Annotated in this window: 15 protein-coding genes; 8 read left to right on the top strand and 7 right to left on the bottom strand. The window is 51.7% G+C overall.

Features of this window, described 5'->3' with window-relative positions; translation table 11 throughout:
• The first annotated feature begins 199 nt into the window (after positions 1-199).
• From L6H98_RS11450 to L6H98_RS11440, 3 genes are all read left to right on the top strand, one after another.
• Positions 200-1,165 (top strand): sugar ABC transporter permease, encoded by a 966-nt coding sequence (locus tag L6H98_RS11450; RefSeq protein WP_236415165.1) that lies wholly within the window; start codon positions 200-202, stop codon positions 1,163-1,165.
• Complete coding sequence (locus L6H98_RS11445; RefSeq protein ID WP_236415164.1) at positions 1,162-1,986, top strand: carbohydrate ABC transporter permease; 825 nt, start codon at positions 1,162-1,164, stop codon at positions 1,984-1,986. The genes L6H98_RS11450 and L6H98_RS11445 overlap by 4 nt, the downstream gene beginning before the upstream one ends.
• Before the next feature lie 242 nt (positions 1,987-2,228).
• The gene (locus L6H98_RS11440; RefSeq protein ID WP_236415163.1) at positions 2,229-3,614 is read left to right on the top strand and encodes an ABC transporter substrate-binding protein; all 1,386 of its coding nucleotides are present in this window, start codon (positions 2,229-2,231) and stop codon (positions 3,612-3,614) included.
• A gap of 241 nt (positions 3,615-3,855) precedes the next feature.
• Here the strand turns inward: L6H98_RS11440 and L6H98_RS11435 are convergent, their stop codons facing one another.
• Positions 3,856-6,459: a glycine betaine ABC transporter substrate-binding protein gene (locus L6H98_RS11435; RefSeq protein ID WP_236415162.1), complete on the bottom strand. Its 2,604-nt coding sequence runs from the start codon at positions 6,457-6,459 to the stop codon at positions 3,856-3,858.
• Positions 6,456-7,655: a glycine betaine/L-proline ABC transporter ATP-binding protein gene (locus L6H98_RS11430; protein ID WP_236415161.1), complete on the bottom strand. Its 1,200-nt coding sequence runs from the start codon at positions 7,653-7,655 to the stop codon at positions 6,456-6,458. Before L6H98_RS11430 ends, L6H98_RS11435 begins: the two co-directional genes overlap by 4 nt.
• Positions 7,656-8,148: 493 nt before the next feature.
• On the opposite strand from L6H98_RS11430, the gene L6H98_RS11425 reads away from it, so the two are divergent.
• Positions 8,149-8,724: a GbsR/MarR family transcriptional regulator gene (locus tag L6H98_RS11425; RefSeq protein WP_236415160.1), complete on the top strand. Its 576-nt coding sequence runs from the start codon at positions 8,149-8,151 to the stop codon at positions 8,722-8,724.
• 49 nt (positions 8,725-8,773) lie between these two features.
• On the opposite strand, the gene L6H98_RS11420 is transcribed toward L6H98_RS11425, so the two are convergent.
• Positions 8,774-10,390 (bottom strand): helix-turn-helix domain-containing protein, encoded by a 1,617-nt coding sequence (locus tag L6H98_RS11420; protein WP_236415159.1) that lies wholly within the window; start codon positions 10,388-10,390, stop codon positions 8,774-8,776.
• Positions 10,391-10,549: 159 nt separating this feature from the next.
• Positions 10,550-11,836 carry a DUF5050 domain-containing protein gene (locus L6H98_RS11415; protein ID WP_236415158.1) on the bottom strand — a complete coding sequence of 429 codons (1,287 nt, stop codon included), beginning with the start codon at positions 11,834-11,836 and terminating at the stop codon, positions 10,550-10,552.
• 239 nt (positions 11,837-12,075) lie between these two features.
• Here L6H98_RS11415 and L6H98_RS11410 point away from each other — a divergent pair, with 239 nt between their 5' ends.
• Positions 12,076-13,089, top strand: a complete 1,014-nt coding sequence (locus L6H98_RS11410) for a Gfo/Idh/MocA family oxidoreductase (protein WP_236415156.1) — start codon at positions 12,076-12,078, stop codon at positions 13,087-13,089.
• A gap of 34 nt (positions 13,090-13,123) precedes the next feature.
• Positions 13,124-14,107 (top strand): Gfo/Idh/MocA family oxidoreductase, encoded by a 984-nt coding sequence (locus L6H98_RS11405; RefSeq protein WP_236415399.1) that lies wholly within the window; start codon positions 13,124-13,126, stop codon positions 14,105-14,107.
• On the opposite strand, the gene L6H98_RS11400 is transcribed toward L6H98_RS11405, so the two are convergent.
• From L6H98_RS11400 to L6H98_RS11390, 3 genes are all read right to left on the bottom strand, one after another.
• Positions 14,098-14,892, bottom strand: a complete 795-nt coding sequence (locus L6H98_RS11400; protein WP_236415154.1) for a MurR/RpiR family transcriptional regulator — start codon at positions 14,890-14,892, stop codon at positions 14,098-14,100. The two genes, L6H98_RS11405 and L6H98_RS11400, sit on opposite strands and share 10 nt — an antisense overlap.
• Positions 14,893-15,005: 113 nt before the next feature.
• Positions 15,006-15,851, bottom strand: coding sequence for an ABC transporter permease subunit (locus L6H98_RS11395; protein WP_236415152.1), 846 nt, complete (start codon positions 15,849-15,851; stop codon positions 15,006-15,008).
• Positions 15,844-16,755: an ABC transporter ATP-binding protein gene (locus L6H98_RS11390; protein WP_236415150.1), complete on the bottom strand. Its 912-nt coding sequence runs from the start codon at positions 16,753-16,755 to the stop codon at positions 15,844-15,846. Before L6H98_RS11390 ends, L6H98_RS11395 begins: the two co-directional genes overlap by 8 nt.
• A gap of 383 nt (positions 16,756-17,138) precedes the next feature.
• Here L6H98_RS11390 and L6H98_RS11385 point away from each other — a divergent pair, with 383 nt between their 5' ends.
• Positions 17,139-18,971 (top strand): HSP90 family protein, encoded by a 1,833-nt coding sequence (locus L6H98_RS11385; RefSeq protein WP_236415397.1) that lies wholly within the window; start codon positions 17,139-17,141, stop codon positions 18,969-18,971.
• 7 nt (positions 18,972-18,978) lie between these two features.
• Positions 18,979-20,040, top strand: a complete 1,062-nt coding sequence (locus L6H98_RS11380) for a hypothetical protein (protein ID WP_236415148.1) — start codon at positions 18,979-18,981, stop codon at positions 20,038-20,040.
• Positions 20,041-20,154: the final 114 nt, after the last annotated feature.

The following is a 20,154-nucleotide window of genomic DNA, read 5'->3' as shown; positions in this document are numbered from 1 at the left end:
AGCTGGCGCGGTTTTTTGTTCATGTCCGCAGAACACATATGTCCTTATTTTATCCATGATTTAGTAAATGTTACAGTTAGTCGTTAACATGAACTTGATTTAGAAGAAATTGTCCGGTGACATTTTCCTTTTAGACTAAAAAGCGGGGTTATAAGCTTAACTTCATATCGAAAGGAAAATCAAGGGGGAAGACCATCCGATGAGTGAGCTTGACAAACGGATCAGCTTGCCAACGTCCAGATCACGCGTTTCCGAGGCAGCAGAACAGCGGCGCACGGCTTCGCTCCGCGTGCAACGAATGCGTGAGAACCTGCTGGCTTATGGTTTCTTGGCGCCATCGCTGCTTCTGTTTGCGGTGTTTCTGTTTTATCCGATGTTCAAGTCCGTGTATTTGAGCCTTCATTCCACGGATCCGACCGGGCAGATTGCAGCATTTGTCGGGTTGGACAACTTCAAGGCCGTGTTTCAGTCGGGATTGTTCTTTCAAGGAATGAAAGTAACGCTGTTGTTTGTTCTGTTGACCGTACCGACAGGCATTTTTGCTGCACTTGTTCTGGCGGCTCTTACGCACAACCGCTTTAAGGGCATGCGCATGTTTCAATTCGTTTTTTCGCTCCCGGTAGTACTGTCCGTAGGTTCGTCTGCGGTCATCTGGAAGTTTCTGTTTCACCCGACGCTTGGCATGCTTAACTACCTTCTTGGCAAGGCAGGCATCGAACCGATTCCGTGGTTAACCAGCCCGGACTGGGCGTTGTTCTCCATTTCCATCATGACCATCTGGATGAACCTGGGCTTCAACTACATTATCATTTCCAGCGGATTGCAGGGCATTCCGGACGAGATCTACGAAAGCGCCAAGATCGATGGGGCCGGAGCGCTGCTCACGTTTAGGAAAATATCGATGCCGCTGCTGTCGCCCACGCTGTTTTTCGTGACTGTAGTATCGATGATCGGTGCGTTCCAATCGTTTGGCCAGATCAACATTCTGACCCGTGGCGGTCCGATGGACAGTACCAACGTATTCGTATATTCGATTTATCAAGAAGCCTTTATCAATTTCCGTTTCGGGACAGGCAGTGCTCAAGCGCTCATTTTGTTTGCCGTGATCATGCTGCTGACGCTGATCCAGTTCAAGTGGGTGGAAAGGAAGGTGCATTACCAATGAAAGCGTCGTGGACGACCAGAACGCTGCTGTACATCGTGTTGACCATCTGCGCTGCGTTGGTGCTGTATCCCGTCATGTACACCTTTTTCATGGCCATCATGAGCCCGGAGGATGCCAGTGCGTATCCGCCGCACATCATTCCGCAATCTGTGGATTTGTCCAGTTTCGCCGAAGTGTTCGAGATCGTGCCGATCGGTTCGTTTATCGGAAACACGTTTCTCGTCTCCGGTGTTACGATGCTGGGACAGCTCGTTACGGCGAGCATGGCGGCTTATGCTTTTGCCAAAATGCAATTCAGGGGCAAAAACATCATGTTCAGCCTGTTCGTGGCCACCATGATGATTCCGTGGGAAGTGACGATGATCCCCAACTATCTGACGGTCCGCAGCTGGGGCTGGCTGGATTCGTACCAAGGATTGACCGTGCCGTTTCTGGCTACGGCGTTTGGCACGTTTCTGCTCAGACAGTTTTTCATGCAGCTGCCGAAAGAATTGTTCGAAGCGGCCAGAATGGATGGATGCGGCCATGTTCGTTATTTCATTTCCCATGTGCTTCCCTTATCGCGTCCGGCACTTGGCACGCTGGCAATCTACTCGTTTCTGAACATGTATAACTCATATTTGTGGCCATTGCTTGTCACGAACACTCCGGAAATGCGCACCGCGCAAATCGGGATCTCCATGCTGGAATTTCAGGAATCGACGTCATGGAATCTGGTGTTTGCAGGAACGGCATTGGTCATTCTCCCATCGTTATTGCTGTTGATTTTTGGCTTGAAGCAGCTGGTACGCGGAATGGCCGCCGGTGCGCTCAAGGGTTAATAAAAATAAAAAAATGGGACGTTCAAAAAGGTGCGGCTATAAGCCAGGAGTAGTGGAGAAAACGAGATCGATTCTGAAGAAGCGCGAGCGTTCGTCTTTGTCTCCGAATTTCATGCCGAAGCAGAAAATAAATCAGGGAAATCTGGAGACAACAGCGATCGGAAGAACGATTTCGATTCGGAACGTCTACTCGTGCTGGCTTCCAAGCTTTGATTTTGAACGGGCCCAAAAGGAGAGAGAACATGAACAAGAACGTACGTATGAAAAAAAGAGGAACGTTTGCACTCATGCTTGCAGCACTCATGTTGGTCATTTCCGCATGCGGAGGAAAAACGGATACAGCCACCACCTCCGGAGGTGCCCAAGTGGATACGGTTGCGGCATCTAACAACGAGCCGATTCAATTGACCTGGTGGCATTCCATGTCGGGTTCAGGGGAGAAGGCGATCAACCAGCTCGCCTCCGATTTCAACGCCAGCCATCCGGACATTCAGGTCAAAGCGATTTATCAGGGCAAATACGATGAAAGCTTGAACAAACTCAAAGCGTCGTTGGGGTCGGACAGCGGTCCGGACATTATCCAGGTGTATGAGATCGGCAGCAAATTCATGATCGATTCCGGCATGATCACGCCGGTGCAGCAGTTCATCGACAAGGAAAACTTCGATCTGTCCAAGCTGGAACCCAATATCATTCGCTATTACACCATTGATGGCAAGTTGAATGCGATGCCGTTTAATACGTCCAACCCGATTCTGTATTACAACAAGGATGCCTTCAAAGCAGCCGGATTGGACCCGGAAAATCCTCCAAAAACATACGAAGAGTTCGAACAGGCGGCCAAAGCGCTGTCCCAGAACGGCAAGCCCGGAGCTTCCATGGCGATCTACGGCTGGTTCATGGAGCAGTATTTTGCCAACCAGAATGCAGATTATGTTAACAACGGCAACGGCAGAAGCGAAGCTGCAACCGAATCTTTGCTGAATTCCGAAGCTGGTGTAAAAACATTGACTTGGTGGAAAAAAATGATCGATGACAAAACGCTGGCCAACCTCGGGCGCAGCACGGATGATACGTCAGCGGCCTTTGCCGCGGAGCAGATCGGCATGACGCTGGACTCAACGGCTTCCTTGCGTGGTATTGTGGAGAAGGTTGGAGGCAAATTTGAACTGGGAACAGGCTTCCTGCCGCGCCCATCTGATGTAAAAGAAGGCGGCGTTGTCGTTGGCGGAGCCAGCCTGTACATCATGAACAACAAATCCGAAGCCCAGCAGCAAGCGGCATGGGAGTTCATCAAGTATTTGGCAACACCTGAAGTGCAAGCGAACTGGAGCGTGGCGACAGGATACTTCCCCATTACGACAGCAGCCTACGACCAGCAAGTATTAAAGGATAATATGGCGAAGTACCCGCAATTCCAGACAGCAGTCGACCAACTTCACGCTTCCGTGGATTCGACGGCAACTTCCGGCGCGGTGATGGGCGTTTTCCCCGAAGCCCGTCAAATTGTCGAAGGCGCGATCGAAGCCGTGTTGAACGGTCAAGGCACACCTCAGGAAGCATTGGATACGGCGGCGAAGCAGATTACGGAGAAGATTGCACAGTACAACGCAACGGTGAAAAAATAAGCAGATTGGAAAGAAGGATGGATGTGGCAGGCAACAACAGGTTTAATCCGCTTGCGGGGGCAGCGCGTGCGGAAGTGGTTACGCTGCTGATGTCTGCAGCAGAAATGCAGAATTAACCGTAAGTGAATTTAGAATGTACCGATATAAAGTCGAACGATGCAAAACAAGCTGCTCCTGAATAGGAGCAGCTTGTTTGCGTAATCAACGAAGAATATATGCATAATGGCTTCCACATAGCGGACTATTGTTTCAAATCTTCAATGGAACTGATGTTCATATAGCTTGGAACGACGAGGCCCGTACGGACGCCGGTCATGTTGGTGCCAAGATCGTCCAACTGGTCTTTGTACTTGGCCCAGTAATCGGCATGCGTCAGCGGCAGCCAGGCTGCCGGGGAAGCGTCCACGTCCCCGGTGGCAACCCCGGTCCACATCGGTCCAGGCTCTACTTGCAGTGCGGTGACTTTATAGCCCAGATCGTTTTCCAAAACGTATTTCAACAGATTGGTGCTGGCGATTTCCGAATCCCATGCAACATATCCAAGGCGGAACGTATCCCCCTTGACGGGAGTCAACCCTTTGGTCCATTCGGCGATTTGCTCAGGATGTTTGCCGGCATAATCCTTTGCTGCTTGCTCAGGTGTGGTGCCGTCCTGGATCGCAATCATCATTTCGCCCATTTGGTCTGACGTCCAATTGAAGCGGGACAGGAATTCGTAGGCAACCGGATGATCGTCCTTCAGGCCTTTGCGGGCAATCGTATGAATTTCTTCAGCATCCCCGTACACTTTATCCGGATCATCCAAATATTTCAGATCATATTGATTGAACATCCAGTGCGGCGTCCAACCGGTAACGATAATCGGCTCCTCGTTTTTGTAGGCTTTATCCAGCGTCGCCGTCATAGCGGCACCGGAGCCTTCAACCAGATTCCAACCGGTCAGCCCGTACGTTTCGATCGCGCTGGCGGTAGACTTCATGATGCCTGCTCCCGGATCGATACCGATAATCTGATGGCTGACTGCATCTCCTACATTCGCTGCTATGTCCGCATTGGCAGGAGCGGAGGCGGAGCCGGACGAAGCGGCTCCTGTCTCCAGATCTTCAATCGAATTGACATCGGTCATATACGATGGGACGACAAGGCCGGTACGGACGCCAGTCATGTTGGCGCCAAGGTCGTCGACCTGGTCTTTGTAACGCGCCCAATAATCGGCATGGGTGAGCGGCAGCCATGCGGCAGGCGAAGCATCGACATCTCCGGAAGCAACGCCGGTCCACATCGGTCCTGCTTCGACTTGAAGCGCATTGACTTTATAGCCGAGTTTGTTTTCCATGACGTATTTCAGCAAATTGGTGCTCGCGATTTCGGAATCCCAAGCGACGTAACTCAGTTTGAACGAATCTCCATTTACCGGAGCAAGGCCTTTCGTCCACTCATTAATTTGATCGGCATGTTTCTCTGCATAATCTTGCGCCGCTTGCTCGGGAGATGTGCCATTCTGAATGGCAATCATCATTTCGCCCATTTGGTCCGAGGTCCAATTGAAGCGGGTCAGGAATTCATAGGCAACCGGATGATCATCCTTCAGGCCTTTGCGGGCAATGGTATGAATTTCCTCGGCATCGCCAAACGATTTTTTCGGATCTTCCAAGTACTTCAGGTCGTATTTATTGAACATCCAGTGCGGTGTCCAACCGGTAATAATGAGCGGTTCTTTGTTTTTATACGCTTTGTCGAGCGTGGCCGTCATGGCAGCACCCGATCCCTCAACCAGCGTCCAGTCGGACAAGTGGTAATCCTCGATCGCTTTGTTCGCGGATTTCATGATGCCTGCCCCAGGGTCGATACCGATAATTTGGTAATTAACCTCGTTACCAACCGTGTTAGCCGATGTATTCCCCCCGGCAGACGTATTTCCACCAACGAAATATTGGGAGAATCCGGCAATGAGCACGACCGCTGCGGCAGCTACCGTTATCCACGCTTTTTGCTTCGACGATACGCGGGAAGACTTCTTCCGGCCAGGCATAAACAGGTTTTGTGTAAATCGGTCCAGCACGATGGCCAGCACCACGACGGCAAGCCCGGCTTCGAAACCTTTACCGATCTGAAGCTGCGTCACGGCCCGGTATACCTCTGCACCGATGCCTTGCGCACCGATCATCGAGGCGATCACGACCATGGACAGCGACAGCATGATCGTTTGGTTGACCCCCGACATCAGCGTAGGCAGTGCCAGCGGAAGCTGCACCTTGAACAGCTTTTGCCCGGAGGTGGAACCGAACGCATCGGCCGCTTCCACCAGTTCGCCAGATACTTGGTTGATCCCCAGATGGGTCAAACGAATCGTTGGCGGAATGGCGAAAATGACTGAAGCGATAACCCCTGGAACGACGCCCAGGCTAAAGAACGTAACAGCAGGCAGCAGGTAAACGAAGGCAGGCATCGTCTGCATGAAATCCAGCAGCGGAGTGATGATGCGTGCCGCCGTTTTGCTGTATGCCAGCCATATTCCGATCGGAACGCCCAACAGGATCGAGATCAGGCCCGAGGTAATGACAAGCCCCAGAGTGTCCATCGATTGGGTCCAATACCCGAGGTTTTCGATCAGCAAGAAACCGATGATGGTGAAAAGGGTAAGCGGCAGACGGCCTACCAGATAGGCCAATACGGCCAAGATGGCAATGAACAGCAGCGGATGCGGGAGCAAAAACAATCCCGAAAAGAAATCGACAACCGCTCCGATTACCGTCGATATGACATTGAACAGGCCGGAGAGCGAATCGCTCATCCAGTCGACAATGGCTTCAATCCACGATGCCAGTGGAATTTTCGGTATCATTCTCCGGGCACCTCCTCTTTCGTTACTTCACCGCTCAACGCACCAAGCAGGGCTCCCCGAACGATGACGCCTTGCAAGCGGCCGTTTTCGTTCACGACGGCAAGAGGCACCTGGGAAGAGCTTGTAATTTCAAACAGCTCGTGAATCAACGTTTCCGGCGCAACCTGCGGCCCGTCGGTAATCAGAATATCATTGAGCGTTTTGTTTTCGCGCATGGCACGCGAAGCGTCCTCCGCGGTAATGACGCCGAGCAGCTTTTTCGCTCGGTCAATGACGAACAGGTTGGAAATGCCTCGTTCGCGCATCAATTCGAGTGCAACGCGCGGACCGCGGTCCGGCGTAATCGTTTCGGGTCTGCGCATGACGTGGGCAGCCGTGAGGACTTTGGACAGATCCACGTCTTCGACGAAGCGGGCCACATACGAGTTGGCCGGTTGAATCATGATTTCTTCCGGAGTACCGATCTGTACGACGGCGCCGTCTTTCATGAGGGCAATCCGATCGCCGATGCGCAGCGCTTCGTCCAAGTCATGGGTGATAAAGATGATCGTTTTTTTCATTTTATCCTGAAGCTCAATCAATTCATCCTGCATATCCCGGCGAATCAATGGATCGAGTGCGCTGAACGCTTCATCCATGAGCAGTACTTCCGGATCGTTAGCGAGTGCGCGAGCCAGACCGACACGCTGCTGCATGCCGCCGCTCAACTCATCGGGCATTTTGTCTTCCCAGCCCTTAAGGCCAACCAGCTCCAATGAGGTTTTGGCTTTCTCGCGGCGTACGCTTTTGTCCACCTTTTGGACTTCAAGGCCGTACTCCACGTTTTCCAGCACGGTGCGATGAGGGAAGAGCGCGAATTTCTGAAATACCATGCTGATCGTCTTCCGGCGTACTTCGCGAAGCTGTTCCTTGTTCATTTTGCGCAAATCCTTGCCATGAACGAGAATCTCTCCCGACGTCGGTTCGATCAGACGGTTAAACATGCGAACCAGGGTGGATTTACCACTCCCGGACAGTCCCATAATGACGAAAATCTCTCCTTGGTTAATCTCCATGTTGACCCGGTTTACACCAACCGTAATTTGTTTCTCTTTAGCCAACTTTTCCTTGCCCCAACCTTGTTCAAGCAGTTGCAATCCTTGTTCGGTGTGGGGACCAAACAGTTTGCTTACGTTCCTTACTTCAAGTATGGTCAATTGCCTTCACCCCTTCTGATGTGTTGTGCACTTCGAATGGCCTGCAGCTATACGCAAGCCCATACACTTGCGAGCCTAGCCACGAAATCCGGTTTTGCTTTGGCTTCCCGTCTTTCTGGGTAACGTTAATATTCTAACAAATAAACAAACTGTATATCAAACGAACAAACAGTACATAATGTTTGTACAGTAAAAACTGTACAAAGTTTCTCTCCGAAATGCTCCCTGATGCTCATTATTATGGCAAATAAGGCTTCTTTACATTTGATAAGGCAACTCCTACAATAGACAATGAGCTGAATCTAAGCTTTTTTTGGGGTTATACAATAGTCATGGGCACAGCAATATGGAAATCTGCCCTTAACATGCATTCGGTATTGTTGCTTCTGGCATATAGAATGTCCTGTCGAATGCATTCCCATGTAAGCTGGATGATTTCCGACATTGCATTGATTTTGCCAAGACTGGAATGTTCAGAATGGAGGTTGCAAGCATGAGCTTGGACCATTTGCAAGAAGAACAGCAGGCAACCGTTCTTAAAATTCGTAAGCGCGTCATTGAAGCCATCGGGCGCAACATGGATTTATACGGCGTTACGCTGTCCACGGGACACTTGTATGGATTGCTTTTTTTTGCAGACAAACCGATGACCCTTGATGATATGGGCCGAGAAATGGAAATGAGCAAAACGAGCATGAGCACCGGCGTACGGAATCTGCTGGATCTGAAAATGGTAAACAAAGTGTGGAGCAAAGGTTCGCGAAAAGATTTGTATGAGGTCGAATATGATTGGTATCAAACATTTACGGATTATTTCGTCATTAAATGGAGAAAAGCGGTCGAGAGCAACCTGCAGGTGTTTCGCAAGTCGATCGAGGAATTGAACCGGCTCGCGGATACGCTGAACGAAGAGACGGATGCGGAGCTTCTGCGTATTCTGGAACAGGACAGGGGCAAAATGCTGCAAGCGGAAGCTTATTATAAATGGTTGGATCGCCTGATTGATGCCATGGAGGATGAAGAGATATATAAGCTGGTTCCGCGTGAGGAAGTCAAAGATCGGTCCTAGCGCACACGAAAAAGGCACTTTCCGTTCAAAGGAGAGTGCCTTTTTTCATTTAATAGGCCTGAAAGAGTGCTACATGACGGTCAGCCAATTGTTCAAGTTCGTTTAGAATTTGCTGGCGGCCCGAAGGGGTTCGGCTCATTCGCATCCAGTCCTGGATCTCGTGTACGCTCCCCTGAAGAACGGCTGGAGATCGGTTCCAGGCTGCGGTTTGCTTTAAGCGTCTGAGCATTTTCTCGCTGCCCGCCTGTTCAGGAGAGCGGAGCAGCAGCAAATGGTCTGTGTCCAGCAAAGGAATACTGTCGGCCGTGTATTCAACCCATGAATGAATGTTGGGCTGGGTTAAGCTTGCAGGCTGCAGGCAAAGCTGATGATACAGCAGTTCGTTTAGCGGGTGGCGCAGGCCACCCAGGATTCGAATGCAATAGGGCGTGATTTGCAGCAACGTTACACGTTCCCTGCCGAAATGCTGGCGGAGCCTTTTGCTCACATCCAGTGCGCGAAATTCCAATTGTTTGAGATTTTGCAGCGCTCGTTCTTCTTGCCCCGCCAATTCGGCGATACGCCAGTGGGTTTCCTTCCAATCCAGTGCCGGGTCGATGAACACGGTAGGCGCGATCATTTTCAGTCGATCCCGAAAGAAGCTGTGGTTATGGTCTGCGATGATCAGATCGGGTTTGGTCCGACGCAATCGATCAAGCAGCCCAATAAGCTGACGAGATTGATCGACGTCGCCTTGTTCCCGTTCCTTTGAGACGCCGAGGGCTGCTGCCGCTTCCAGTCCAAGGGAGGAAAGATGATCCTGGAGATGGCTGGTGGAGACCGTGGCTATCTTCAATTGTCTCCTCTTCATATATAAACTTGGTGCCATGCCGAAGCTCTGCTTGAATTTGCGGCTGAAATAATATTCATTGCCATAGCCTACGGACTCGGCCACGTCCTTGATGGTCTGTTTGTCCTGGCTCAATAATCGTTTGGCCTCGTCGATCCGCATCCGGTTCAGGTAGTCGGTGGGAGAAATGCCTTTGGCCTTCTTGAAGCTGCGCGAGTAGGAGCTGGCGGTCAATCCTGCCATTTTGGCCAGTTGATCCATGCTGATTCCTTCGCTCATATATCGTTGCATATATGCAATGCTGCGTTCCAAGGAAAGATCAACCTTCTCAAGGTTGTCTTCCAAACGGTGTTCCGACAAGTGCTGCAGCAATTCATGCAGTTGGCTGTGGACGCTGATGCAGTGCTCTTGTTGCCGTGTCCCGCGATAAGCTTCATGGAGCCGAATGAAACGCTGCACGGATTGGGACTCATGACGCACGCGCAGCCTCCCGGTCGGCCAGTGAATCGGAAACTCGGGATGGGGGAGCATATGCCATTCACCGCGTACCTGCTTCAGCCTTACGGTGTTCATGCTCAGCAAAATGCACTCCATCGGAGTACGGGAAGCTGCTTCAATCGTTGTGCCTCTTTCCAGGAAAAACAAATGGTTGGCCTGAACCGTATGTACCTTATCATTCAATACCAGAAGACCTTCTCCTTGCAAAACAAGGCAGAGCATGGGCCGGGTTACGGCTTGTTCGCGCAAACGGAAATTCTCCCCACGGCGTACACGGCACATGGATGAGAGAAGCGGCAGTGATGAGGTTTTGGAAAAGAAGGGAAACTGTTCAGTCATACGGACCATCCTTTGATTTCATTTTCTTAATGATAACAATTATCATTCTCAAATGGAAGGCGTTTTTTAGTTTTATTGCCGAACTTAGCCCCGGAAAAACAAAAATACCCTGAACACGGATGGTTCAGGGTATCCTTCATGGATCGAGATCAGCCTTCTTTAGTTAGGCGTTGCCAACAAAATGCGGTCGGCGTACACTTCGCTGAGCACTTTTTTGCCAGTGCCGTTCGCTTGCACATGGTAAAGACGGAACTGATCATCGGCATTCAAGTAAAATACGCCTGGAACTTCGTTGCCGAATTGATAATAATCCCATTCTTCCCCGGCCAGCTTGGTGACTTTGAGCGCCGTATTTACGGCGTAAATGCCATTATAGTTGGAGATGTAGGCCAGCGTTGGCGAAGCGTTCGTCAGTTGTGAACCGAGAGAGTTCACGCCGCTGAGGTTGAGGTTGGCCGTTTTGGTGACTTTGCTGGCCGATACCGTTTTGCCGTAGGCTTTTTTGTCCGCATCGATAATGATGACTTTGTCCGTACCGACCATCGTTGTTTCACGCACGCTTTTGCTGTGGAGCTGCATCGTTTTACCCGCCGTGGTCAGTGCAAAGGCTTTGCCTGTAGCATAGTTGTAATCCTTGTTGCTGTCCAGCTTGATGCCTTTGTTGTAAACGTAAAGATTGCCTGCCCAACCGCCGGAATAAGCGGCATTAACGTCCAGCTTCGCCTTCGGATTGACGGCTTTGCCTTTGCCGGTGCTGTAGTTGACGGAATACATAACGACGGCGTTGGTCGAGTAGACCGTTTCGTACTCATCGGTATTGACCATCATAAGCAGTGCGTTTTTGGTTGAGTTGATGAAATAGCTGTCTTCCACGGCGCCCGCTGCAATGGATTGAACGGAACCGCTGCCGTTTGTAGCTTTGGAAGCAACGTACGTTTTGCCGTTAATTACTGCATTGTAGTAGACTCTGCCTTTGCTTACATATAACAGAGGGAAGTCCGTATTCGCCCGGTCGGCGATTTTTTGGACCGTGGATGGAGCGCTGTTTCCGTTGGTACGGTAGATGGCACCCTTGGAATCAAGATAATAAATGAAGCCGTTATCCGTAGCGTAGTCGAGCACATCCTCAGCAAAAGTTTCGCTCTCGTCCTGCGAGCCGTCATTTTTCACCCGGTGCAGCGTCGTGGACGTTGCAGTTTCCGTGTAATAGAGGTAGGAGCCGGCTGCTTGAAGCCCGGATCCTTTAAAGTCGAGCAATACTTCCGTCGTGCCGGAACCGTCTCCGGATACTTTGTAGAGCACGCCATCCGAATCGTAATATACCGTTGATTGGCTAAGGGATGCCGCTTGCGCTTTACCTCCACTTACCAGTGCTGCTGTGGCAAACAGGGAAACCATCAGCACGGCACACATCGTTCGTTGCAGTCGCAAAGACCATTTTTTCATAGACCCATCTTCACCCTTCGTTCGCAATGTATGTATATAATACCTTAAAATATATCGGTAATCTATGGAAAAAATGTTAGAGCAACGCGGGAAATGTTTTTGGAATGAAATTCGATTTCATTCTGTTGGACACATATAGAGAATCTATGCACGCTGCGGCCAATACCTTCCGAAAGCATTCCCCGAACCGACCCCGTGCTGGTACCATGGCGATATCAAGCGAATAAGGAGTGAAGCGAATGATGAATATCGCCATGATTGGGTTCGGAAACGCGGTCGTAAACTACCATTTGCCTTACTTGGCAGGGAGAGAAGGGATTAAAGTAAAAACGATCTTCCGCCGGGAGGAGGACCGCGTCGGGGATATGGAGCGTGAAGCGTATTATCCGGATATTGCATTCACGAGCGACTTGAACGCCGTATTGTCGGATCTGGACATCGAATTGATCGTTGTGGCGACCCATGTGGACAGCCATTTCGAATATGCCAGACTGGCGCTTGAACATGGCAAGCATGTGCTTGTGGAGAAGCCTTTTGCCTCCACCTCGGGAGAAGCGCGCCGTATTTTTGAGCTTGCAGAACGGAAAAACCTGATTGCCATGGCCAATCAGAACCGCAGATTCGATGGGGATTTTCTCACGTTGAAAAAGGTTATGGAGAGCGGCAAACTCGGCCATATCGTTGAAATTCAATCGCACTACGATTATTTCAGGCCAGCCTGGGTCAAACCGGGATTCACGATGCTGCACGGATTGGCTGTGCATCCCATCGATCAGCTGATCTCCCTGTTCGGCAGGGCAGACCGGATCGATTACGATGTCCGCAGCCTTGCTTATCCGGGCGAGTCCGATGATTACGTGGACATTGATTTTCGCTACGGCAAAGCCAAAATGACCGTCAAGTGCAGCATGCTCGTCAGCATCGAGCATCCCAAGTTCGTCGTTCACGGCGACCGGGGCAGCTTCGTCAAATACAGCAGCGGCCACCAGCACAAGAACGAGCATGGACCGACCGTCGTTTCGTTTGAGCCGGAGGACGAAGCCAATTGGGGAACGCTCCGTTATGTCGACGATGATGGGAATTCCCGCACGGAAAAGGTTCCGTCGGAAGTAACGGATTACGGCATCCTGTATGAACAGCTTCTCGTGGCAATACGGCATGGGACAGACAAGCCGGTCAAGGATGACGAGGTTCTGTACGTCCTGGACATTTTGCAGCAAGGGGTAAAAGTGGCCAAACAGGCTCAAGCATAAATTATTATGAATGATCAGGAGTGAAGAGAACATGATGAACATTGCAACGATCGGCACCGGAAGCATCGTGGATGCCATGTTGGCAGCGATCAGCGAAGTGGAGAGAGTAACTTGTACCGCGATGTATTCGCGCAAGCGGGAGACGGCTCAGCCTCTGGCCGACAAGTACGGGGTGGATTCTGTTTATACCGATCTGGAGGCGCTGTTTGCTGATACAAATGTGGATGCCGTATACATCGCTTCGCCGAACAGCCTTCATTATGAACAAGCATACCGGGCAATGGAGCATGGCAAACACGTCATTTGCGAGAAACCGTTTGCGTCCAACCTGGCCGAAACGGAATCGCTCATCGCCCTTGCCAAACAGAAAAACCTGTTCCTTTTCGAAGCGATCTCCAACATCCATTTGCCGAACTACGCGGCGGTGCAGGAACAATTGCCCAAGCTGGGCCATATCAAATTCATTCAATGCAACTACAGCCAATATTCCCGAAAATACGACCAGCTGTTGGCAGGCGAGACGCCGAACGTATTCAATCCGCAATTTTCCGGCGGGGCGATCATGGACATCAACATCTACAACATTCATTTCGTCATGAAAATGTTCGGTGCTCCGGAATCCGTGACCTATACGGCGAACAAACACGCCAACGGGATCGACACGTCAGGCGTAGCCGTGCTTCAATATCCCGACTTCATTGCGGAATGCGTGGGCTGCAAGGATACGAGCAGCATGAATTTCGTGCTGATTCAGGGCGAGAAGGGATATATCCAGGTCGTCGGCGGCGCCAATGGGTGCCGGGAAATCAAGGTGCAGATCGGCGAGAAAACCGAAGAGCTGAACCGCCAAAACCGGAAGAACTGGTTTTACTACGAGTGGGAGACGTTCCGGGACATTTACGAAAGCGGAGATCAACAGCGCTGCCATGAACTGCTGGCGCACAGCCGATCCGTCATGAGCGTGCTGACGAGTGCGCGCAAGGACGCAGGCATTCGATTTGCAGCCGATCAGGCCTGATTATCGGACTCGTCGATGCTGCACATGTACAGGATGTCGAAGATGTACATGACGGAAAGCATGGAGGACATCTTGCTAAGCCGCAGTTGGTCGCTATATGCGTAAGTAAGCAGCGTTTCATCACATTGCTTTGCCAACGTCGAATCGTTATTGCCTGTCACGGCAATGACGTTCATCCGTTTGCCGCTCAGAAGGCTCGCCGCTTCAATCATGGCAGGATTCTCGCCGGTGTGGGAGATGACAAAGGATACCGTAGCCGATCCGGCGTGCACGGTATTCAAATAGTGCCTGTTCGGCGTATTGTGGGCAATGGCAGGCAGGCCGAGTTCATTCCATTTGGTACAGGCCTGCCGCGCCACGTCATAGTTCACGTCGCTTCCGTAAATATCGATCCGGCTGGACTGTTTCAGCGTCCTCACGATGCGCTCGATCACGGCGCCGTTCAACATCCGCCGCGTCTCGGCGACGGCTTGCTGATACAGGTATGGCACGGATTCGATCGCGGTTTGCACGTTCCCGAACCCCGGCGTCTGCAGCCCTGGCGATGCGATGGCGGAAGGGGCCTGCACGGTTTCGAGCGCCAGCTTCAACTGAAAGTCCGGGTACCCTTTGGTACCCAGTTTTTTGCATAAGCGGACAATGGTCGATGAGCTTGTAAAGGTTAAATGAGCCAGCTCCTGGGCCGTGGAATGGAAGACGGCTTCGGGATGCTGGAGGATATAATCCACGATGTGCTTTTCCTGTGTCGTTAAATGCTGCGCGTATTTCATTTGAAGAAGTAACATGGATTCCAATCCTCTCCGTCGTCTTGCCGTCTCCAGCTTCATGTCTCCTTATCATACCGTGCCTCATGCAGTTTCTCAATCAAGTCCAGGCGCGGGACATGTCGGTCCCGAAGTCAGATCTGGCTCTCTGCAAGCTGCTGGCGACGATTCCACATTGAGACAAGGCGCAGCAGCACGAAGCAAAGACACAGCAATACCGCACCGATGACGGCGAGCAGCCAGGGACGAAGCAGCAGCATGCCCGTAGCCTGGGCACCGATCAGGGCGAGCAAGGGGAGAACGACGATGCCCCCCAATTGGTAAGCCTCCTGGAACCCCCGTACTTTGGCCGAAATCAGCACATTGAGCAAAATGACGACCAGGCTGCACAGAGGAATCACCCATAAGATCAGGAGGATCCAATTCAGGTTGGGGAACATGATCTGTCCAAACATCGGATACATGATCACATTGGCGATCACGCCGAAGATCAGAAAGGTTGCCCATGATAAAATAATAGAAGGAATCAGAGCAGCCAGCACCTTTGCTGTAAATAACGTGTTCATGCTTACAGGCGTGAATAGAAGTCCTTCCAGCGTTTTACGCTCCTTCTCGCCGGCAAAGCTGTTCGCCGTCAGAATGCTGGACGCCATTACCGGAATGATGAGAAACAGCGGGGCAAACATATAAAGGGCCAAATAATAGACGATCCGTTGATTATCGGTCGCCATATGCGCGAGCTGAGGGATCTGTCCCGAAGCGGTCAAGGCATCGAGCGTGTCCAGGACCGCCCCCATATTACCCATCTCGCGCAGATCCAGGCGCGAAGCCAGCCATAATAGAGCTGCGGGCATCGTTACTCCAATGATGAGAGGAATGATAATCATCGGCAGCCACAGTTGGACACTGGCGGTAATAGCGCGTATGTCTTTACGGACCAGTGCGCGGAGCGCCCGGTTTTGGTGAGAGTTTCTATTCATGACGGTGAGCCTCCCTTATGGAAAAATAAACACTCTCAAGGTCGCTGTCCATAATCCGGGACTGATAAACCTCGCCAATTCCGGTTAACGTTCGCAGCAATCGCGGTATTTGTTCGCGTGACTCCAATTGGAATATGGCTTTACGAGGCGTCAGGATTTCAAGAGAGTACCCCGGCAAGTTGAATGCTTGCCACCCGCCTGGCAGGTCGGCTTCGATTTCCACTTTGGGCCGCCCCAGATAACGTTTTACGATGTCTTCCTCCGTGCCTTCCTCTACTTTACAGCCATTCTCCATGAAAATGTAATGATCGCATACGGCCGACAACTGGGTCAGTACATGGGAAGACACGAGGATCGTGATGCCTTCCTCCCGGTTGAGGCGCCGGATGATGCCCAGCACCATCTGAATTCCATCCGGATCGAGACCGTTCGTCGGTTCGTCGAGAAACAGAATGGAGGGGGAGTGGAGCAGCACTCGGGCCAGTCCCAGCCGTTTTTTCATGCCTGTGCTGTACGTGCCTACTTTCCGATCTACATATTCCGAAAGCTCGAAAAGAGCAACAAGTTCATCGATACGTGCGGCGGCCTGTTTGACGCCGAAAACCTCCGCAAAAAAAAGCAGATTATCCCGGCCGCTCATATTTTCGTACAATCCGCTCTGTTCCGTCAGCGTGCCGCACATAGCCAGCACCTTCTCCGCATCGATTGACGGGTCCAAACCGCCAATGTTGACTTTGCCTGTGGATGCACCGAGCACCCCGTTCATAATGCGAATCAGTGTAGTTTTACCCGATCCGTTGGGGCCGATGAGCCCTGTCACACTGCCCTGCTTGATCGTGAAACTGACATCGTTCAGCGCCCGATGGATCTCGAATTGTTTGGAAATATTGCATACCTCGATCATGATGTCACCGCCGTCTTCCCGACCTGCCCGATGGTTGTGTTGGTTTTGCAAGAACATAATCGGGTATGATCTGAATTTTAAAATAGTACGTTTAGGACCCGATTTTCGTTCAAATGGAAAAAAAGATCGACTTTGTCCTTCTATAGTCCCAAAAAAGCGAACATTTGCACGTATTTTCCGGCGCGAAATCGGGTCTCAAGTTCGTTTTATACGGGTGCCGTACCATGTATCCTTGTTATAAGAGGCATTCTTCATGTTGGTGGGCATCCATTTGCTTTGAGCGCTTCATGAGCATAAGAGACGTCTCAAAACGAATTATTTCGTCTAACACATCGGTTTAAACATGGATGCATCGGTGTGGAGGATTCGGGAAGGTGAATCGTATGGCATCATCCAATGAGTACCGCTTTCAGGTCAATCTGAGCGGCATGATCCAGATTTTATCGAATCATTTATACAGCAGCCCCAAAGTGTTTCTGCGCGAACTCATGCAAAATGCGACCGATGCGATTACGGCACGAAGCGAGGCGGAGCCGGGCCATCGGGGCGAAGTCAGCGTGGAACTGACCGGAACGGGAACGGAGCTGACGATGACGGTGCAGGATAACGGAATCGGGTTGACCGAGGCCGACATTCACGAATTTCTGGCCATGATCGGGCAGTCGTCGAAGCGTGGCCGCCAAGCGCTGCTGGACGGGGAAACGTCCTTTATCGGCCGTTTCGGCATCGGACTGTTGTCATGCTTCATGGTGAGCAACGAAATCGTGATGCTGACTCAGTCCGCAAAGGGCGGGCCTTCCATGGAATGGCGTGGCAAGCCGGACGGCACGTACACGATTCGCCGGTTAGACACGTCATTGTCGCCAGGGACGAAAGTGTATCTTCGGTGCACTCCCGAAGGGGCAGCGTATTTCGATGCAGAGTACGTCAAGGAGTCGCTATTTTATTATGGGGCATTGCTGCCTTACCCGGTTACCTTGCAGCATGAAGGGCAGCGGCATGTGATCAACGCCGAATCGCCCGCATGGCTGGCGAACCCCGGACTCGCTGCAGGACGCAAATCCGAGGTGCTTGCATTTGGCCAACGTTTGCTGGGGGAACGGTTCGAGGAATTCATTCCGCTGACAACAGCGTCCGGACGCACAGCCGGCATTGCATACGTACTGCCGCATGCCGTAAATCTGAACGCCAAACGTTCGCACCGTGTGTACCTGAAACGAATGCTGGTATCGGAGAAGGCGGAGAACATTTTGCCGGATTGGGCCTTTTTCGTCAAATGCCTGATCTGGACGGATGAATTGCAGCCCACCGCTTCCAGGGAGCATTTCTACGAAAACGATCAATTGGAACAGGTGCGTTCGGAACTCGGTGACGCGATTCGGGCAGGCCTTGCGAACATGGCTGCGAACCATCCGGAACGGCTGCAGAAGCTTATTCGTTTGCATGCGTTGTCCATGAAGGCGTTGGCGGTGCAGGATCAACAATTTTACGCCATGGTCCATCGCTGGCTGCCATTCGAGACAACAAGGGGACACCGGGAACTCGGTGAACTGTTGGACGAGGAAGAGACGTTGTATTATACCGGGTCCGTGGATGAATATCGCCAGATCCATCATGTGGCGGCAGCACAATCCATGCTGGTCGTGAACGGTGGTTATATCTATGACAGCGACCTGATGGCGGCCCTGCCTTTAGCGGTACCTTCCGCGCACACGGAGCAGCTTCAGCCGGACGAGGTTTCGATGAAATTCATCGACGTGCCTCCGCATGAGCGGGACCGATATTACGACGCTTTGCGTCTTGCCGATGCCGCTTTGCAGCGTTTCCGGTGCCGGGCAGAAGTCAAAGGCTTCAAACCGAGCGACCTTCCCGTCCTGTTCACGCTGTCCAAGGAAACTTCAACGCTTCGCGCATTGGAAAAGGCGAGCGAGGAGAGCACGGACTTGTTCTCTTCGGTGCTGGGCTCATTGTCTACAGCGATGAATTCGGCGGGGTACTCCACGCTCTACTTGAACGTGAGCAATCCGGTCATCCAGCGTGTGCTTACGTCGCCTGATCCCCAGATGACACCGCTGGCCATTGAGATGTTGTACGTGAATGCGCTCATGATGGGCCACTACGCGATGAACCGGCAAGAGCATGCCGTGCTTAACCAAGGCATCATTCGCTTCATCGATTGGGGTTTGCAGGCCAACACAAAAGATAAGGGAGAGTGAGTCGGCGATGAGTCTGGAAATGGACATGGATTTCGAAGATTTGATGATGGAGGCGCACGGTTTGCCGAACGGTGCGGCCAAGCTTGGGCTGTTGGAGGAAGCGGCGAGGATCGCGGATATCAACGGCATGGAAGAAGAGGCATACGAAGCGCGAGCAGAAATCGTGGAGACGGCTACGTTCTGCGGTTATCCGATGAAGGCGCTGATCGCTTTTTCCTGGCAGCTGGGCAAGTTCGACGGCGACCCGGAGCGTTACGACGAGGAAGAACTGATGTGGTCCTACAAATGGATTCTCGGAACGATTTCCAACTTCCCTGAAATATCGCGCGAAAAAATCATGGAGCTTCTGGAGGATTTCGGTCGCCGTTTCCGCTCTTTCGGTTACAGCGAACGATCGTACCTGTACTATCGGTTCATGTTGTCCATGGATTTGGGCGACTTGGAAGAAGCTACGCGCTGCCTTTCCAAATTCACGGCGGCCGACAGTGATTACATGAGCGATTGCGCGGCCTGCGAACAGAATGAAATCGTACGATATTGGAATTTGATGGGTGACGACGAAAAGGCAATCGAAGCGGCGAAGCCGATTCTGTCGGGCAGAATGTCTTGTGCCGAGATTCCGCATCTTACATTGTCGCGCCTGTTGATGCCGCTGTATCGCCTGAACCGTCAGGGAGAAGCGGACAAACACCAGAAAAAAGGCTATCGTCTGACCAAAGGAAACAAGGATTTCGTGAAGTGTTTTGGCGAGCAAATGGGATACCTGGCACGTACCAATCCTGCGGCAGGCATCGACGTGCTGGAACAGACGGCGCCACTGGCGGTGGATCACGAAGATCCGACGGCCAGAATGATATTTTACGCCAATGCCGCAGCGCTGCTGAAGCGCTGGGCCGATGAATCCCAAGGCTATCGCCTGCGCCTTCCGACATCGTTTCATTACGATGGCGATGCCTCCGATTTGCAAGGATTGGCTGACGTATTCGCCAAGGAAGCGGAGACCATTGCGGACAAATTGAATCAACGGAACGGAAACCGGCATGTATCCGCATTGATCGCCAACATTTAATTTTACCCTCGAGCGGGGCAGCGTATGCCCTGATCATACAAGAGAACAGGCTTGTCGAAGGACGACGGTTTCGCCCTTCGAACAAGCCTGTTTGGTCATGTTCTATACATCGTT

The organism is Paenibacillus sp. JJ-223 (genome assembly GCF_927798175.1).
GTDB classification, from domain to species: Bacteria; Bacillota; Bacilli; order Paenibacillales; family Paenibacillaceae; genus Paenibacillus; species Paenibacillus hubeiensis.
This window is presented reverse-complemented; position numbering and strand designations above follow the sequence as displayed.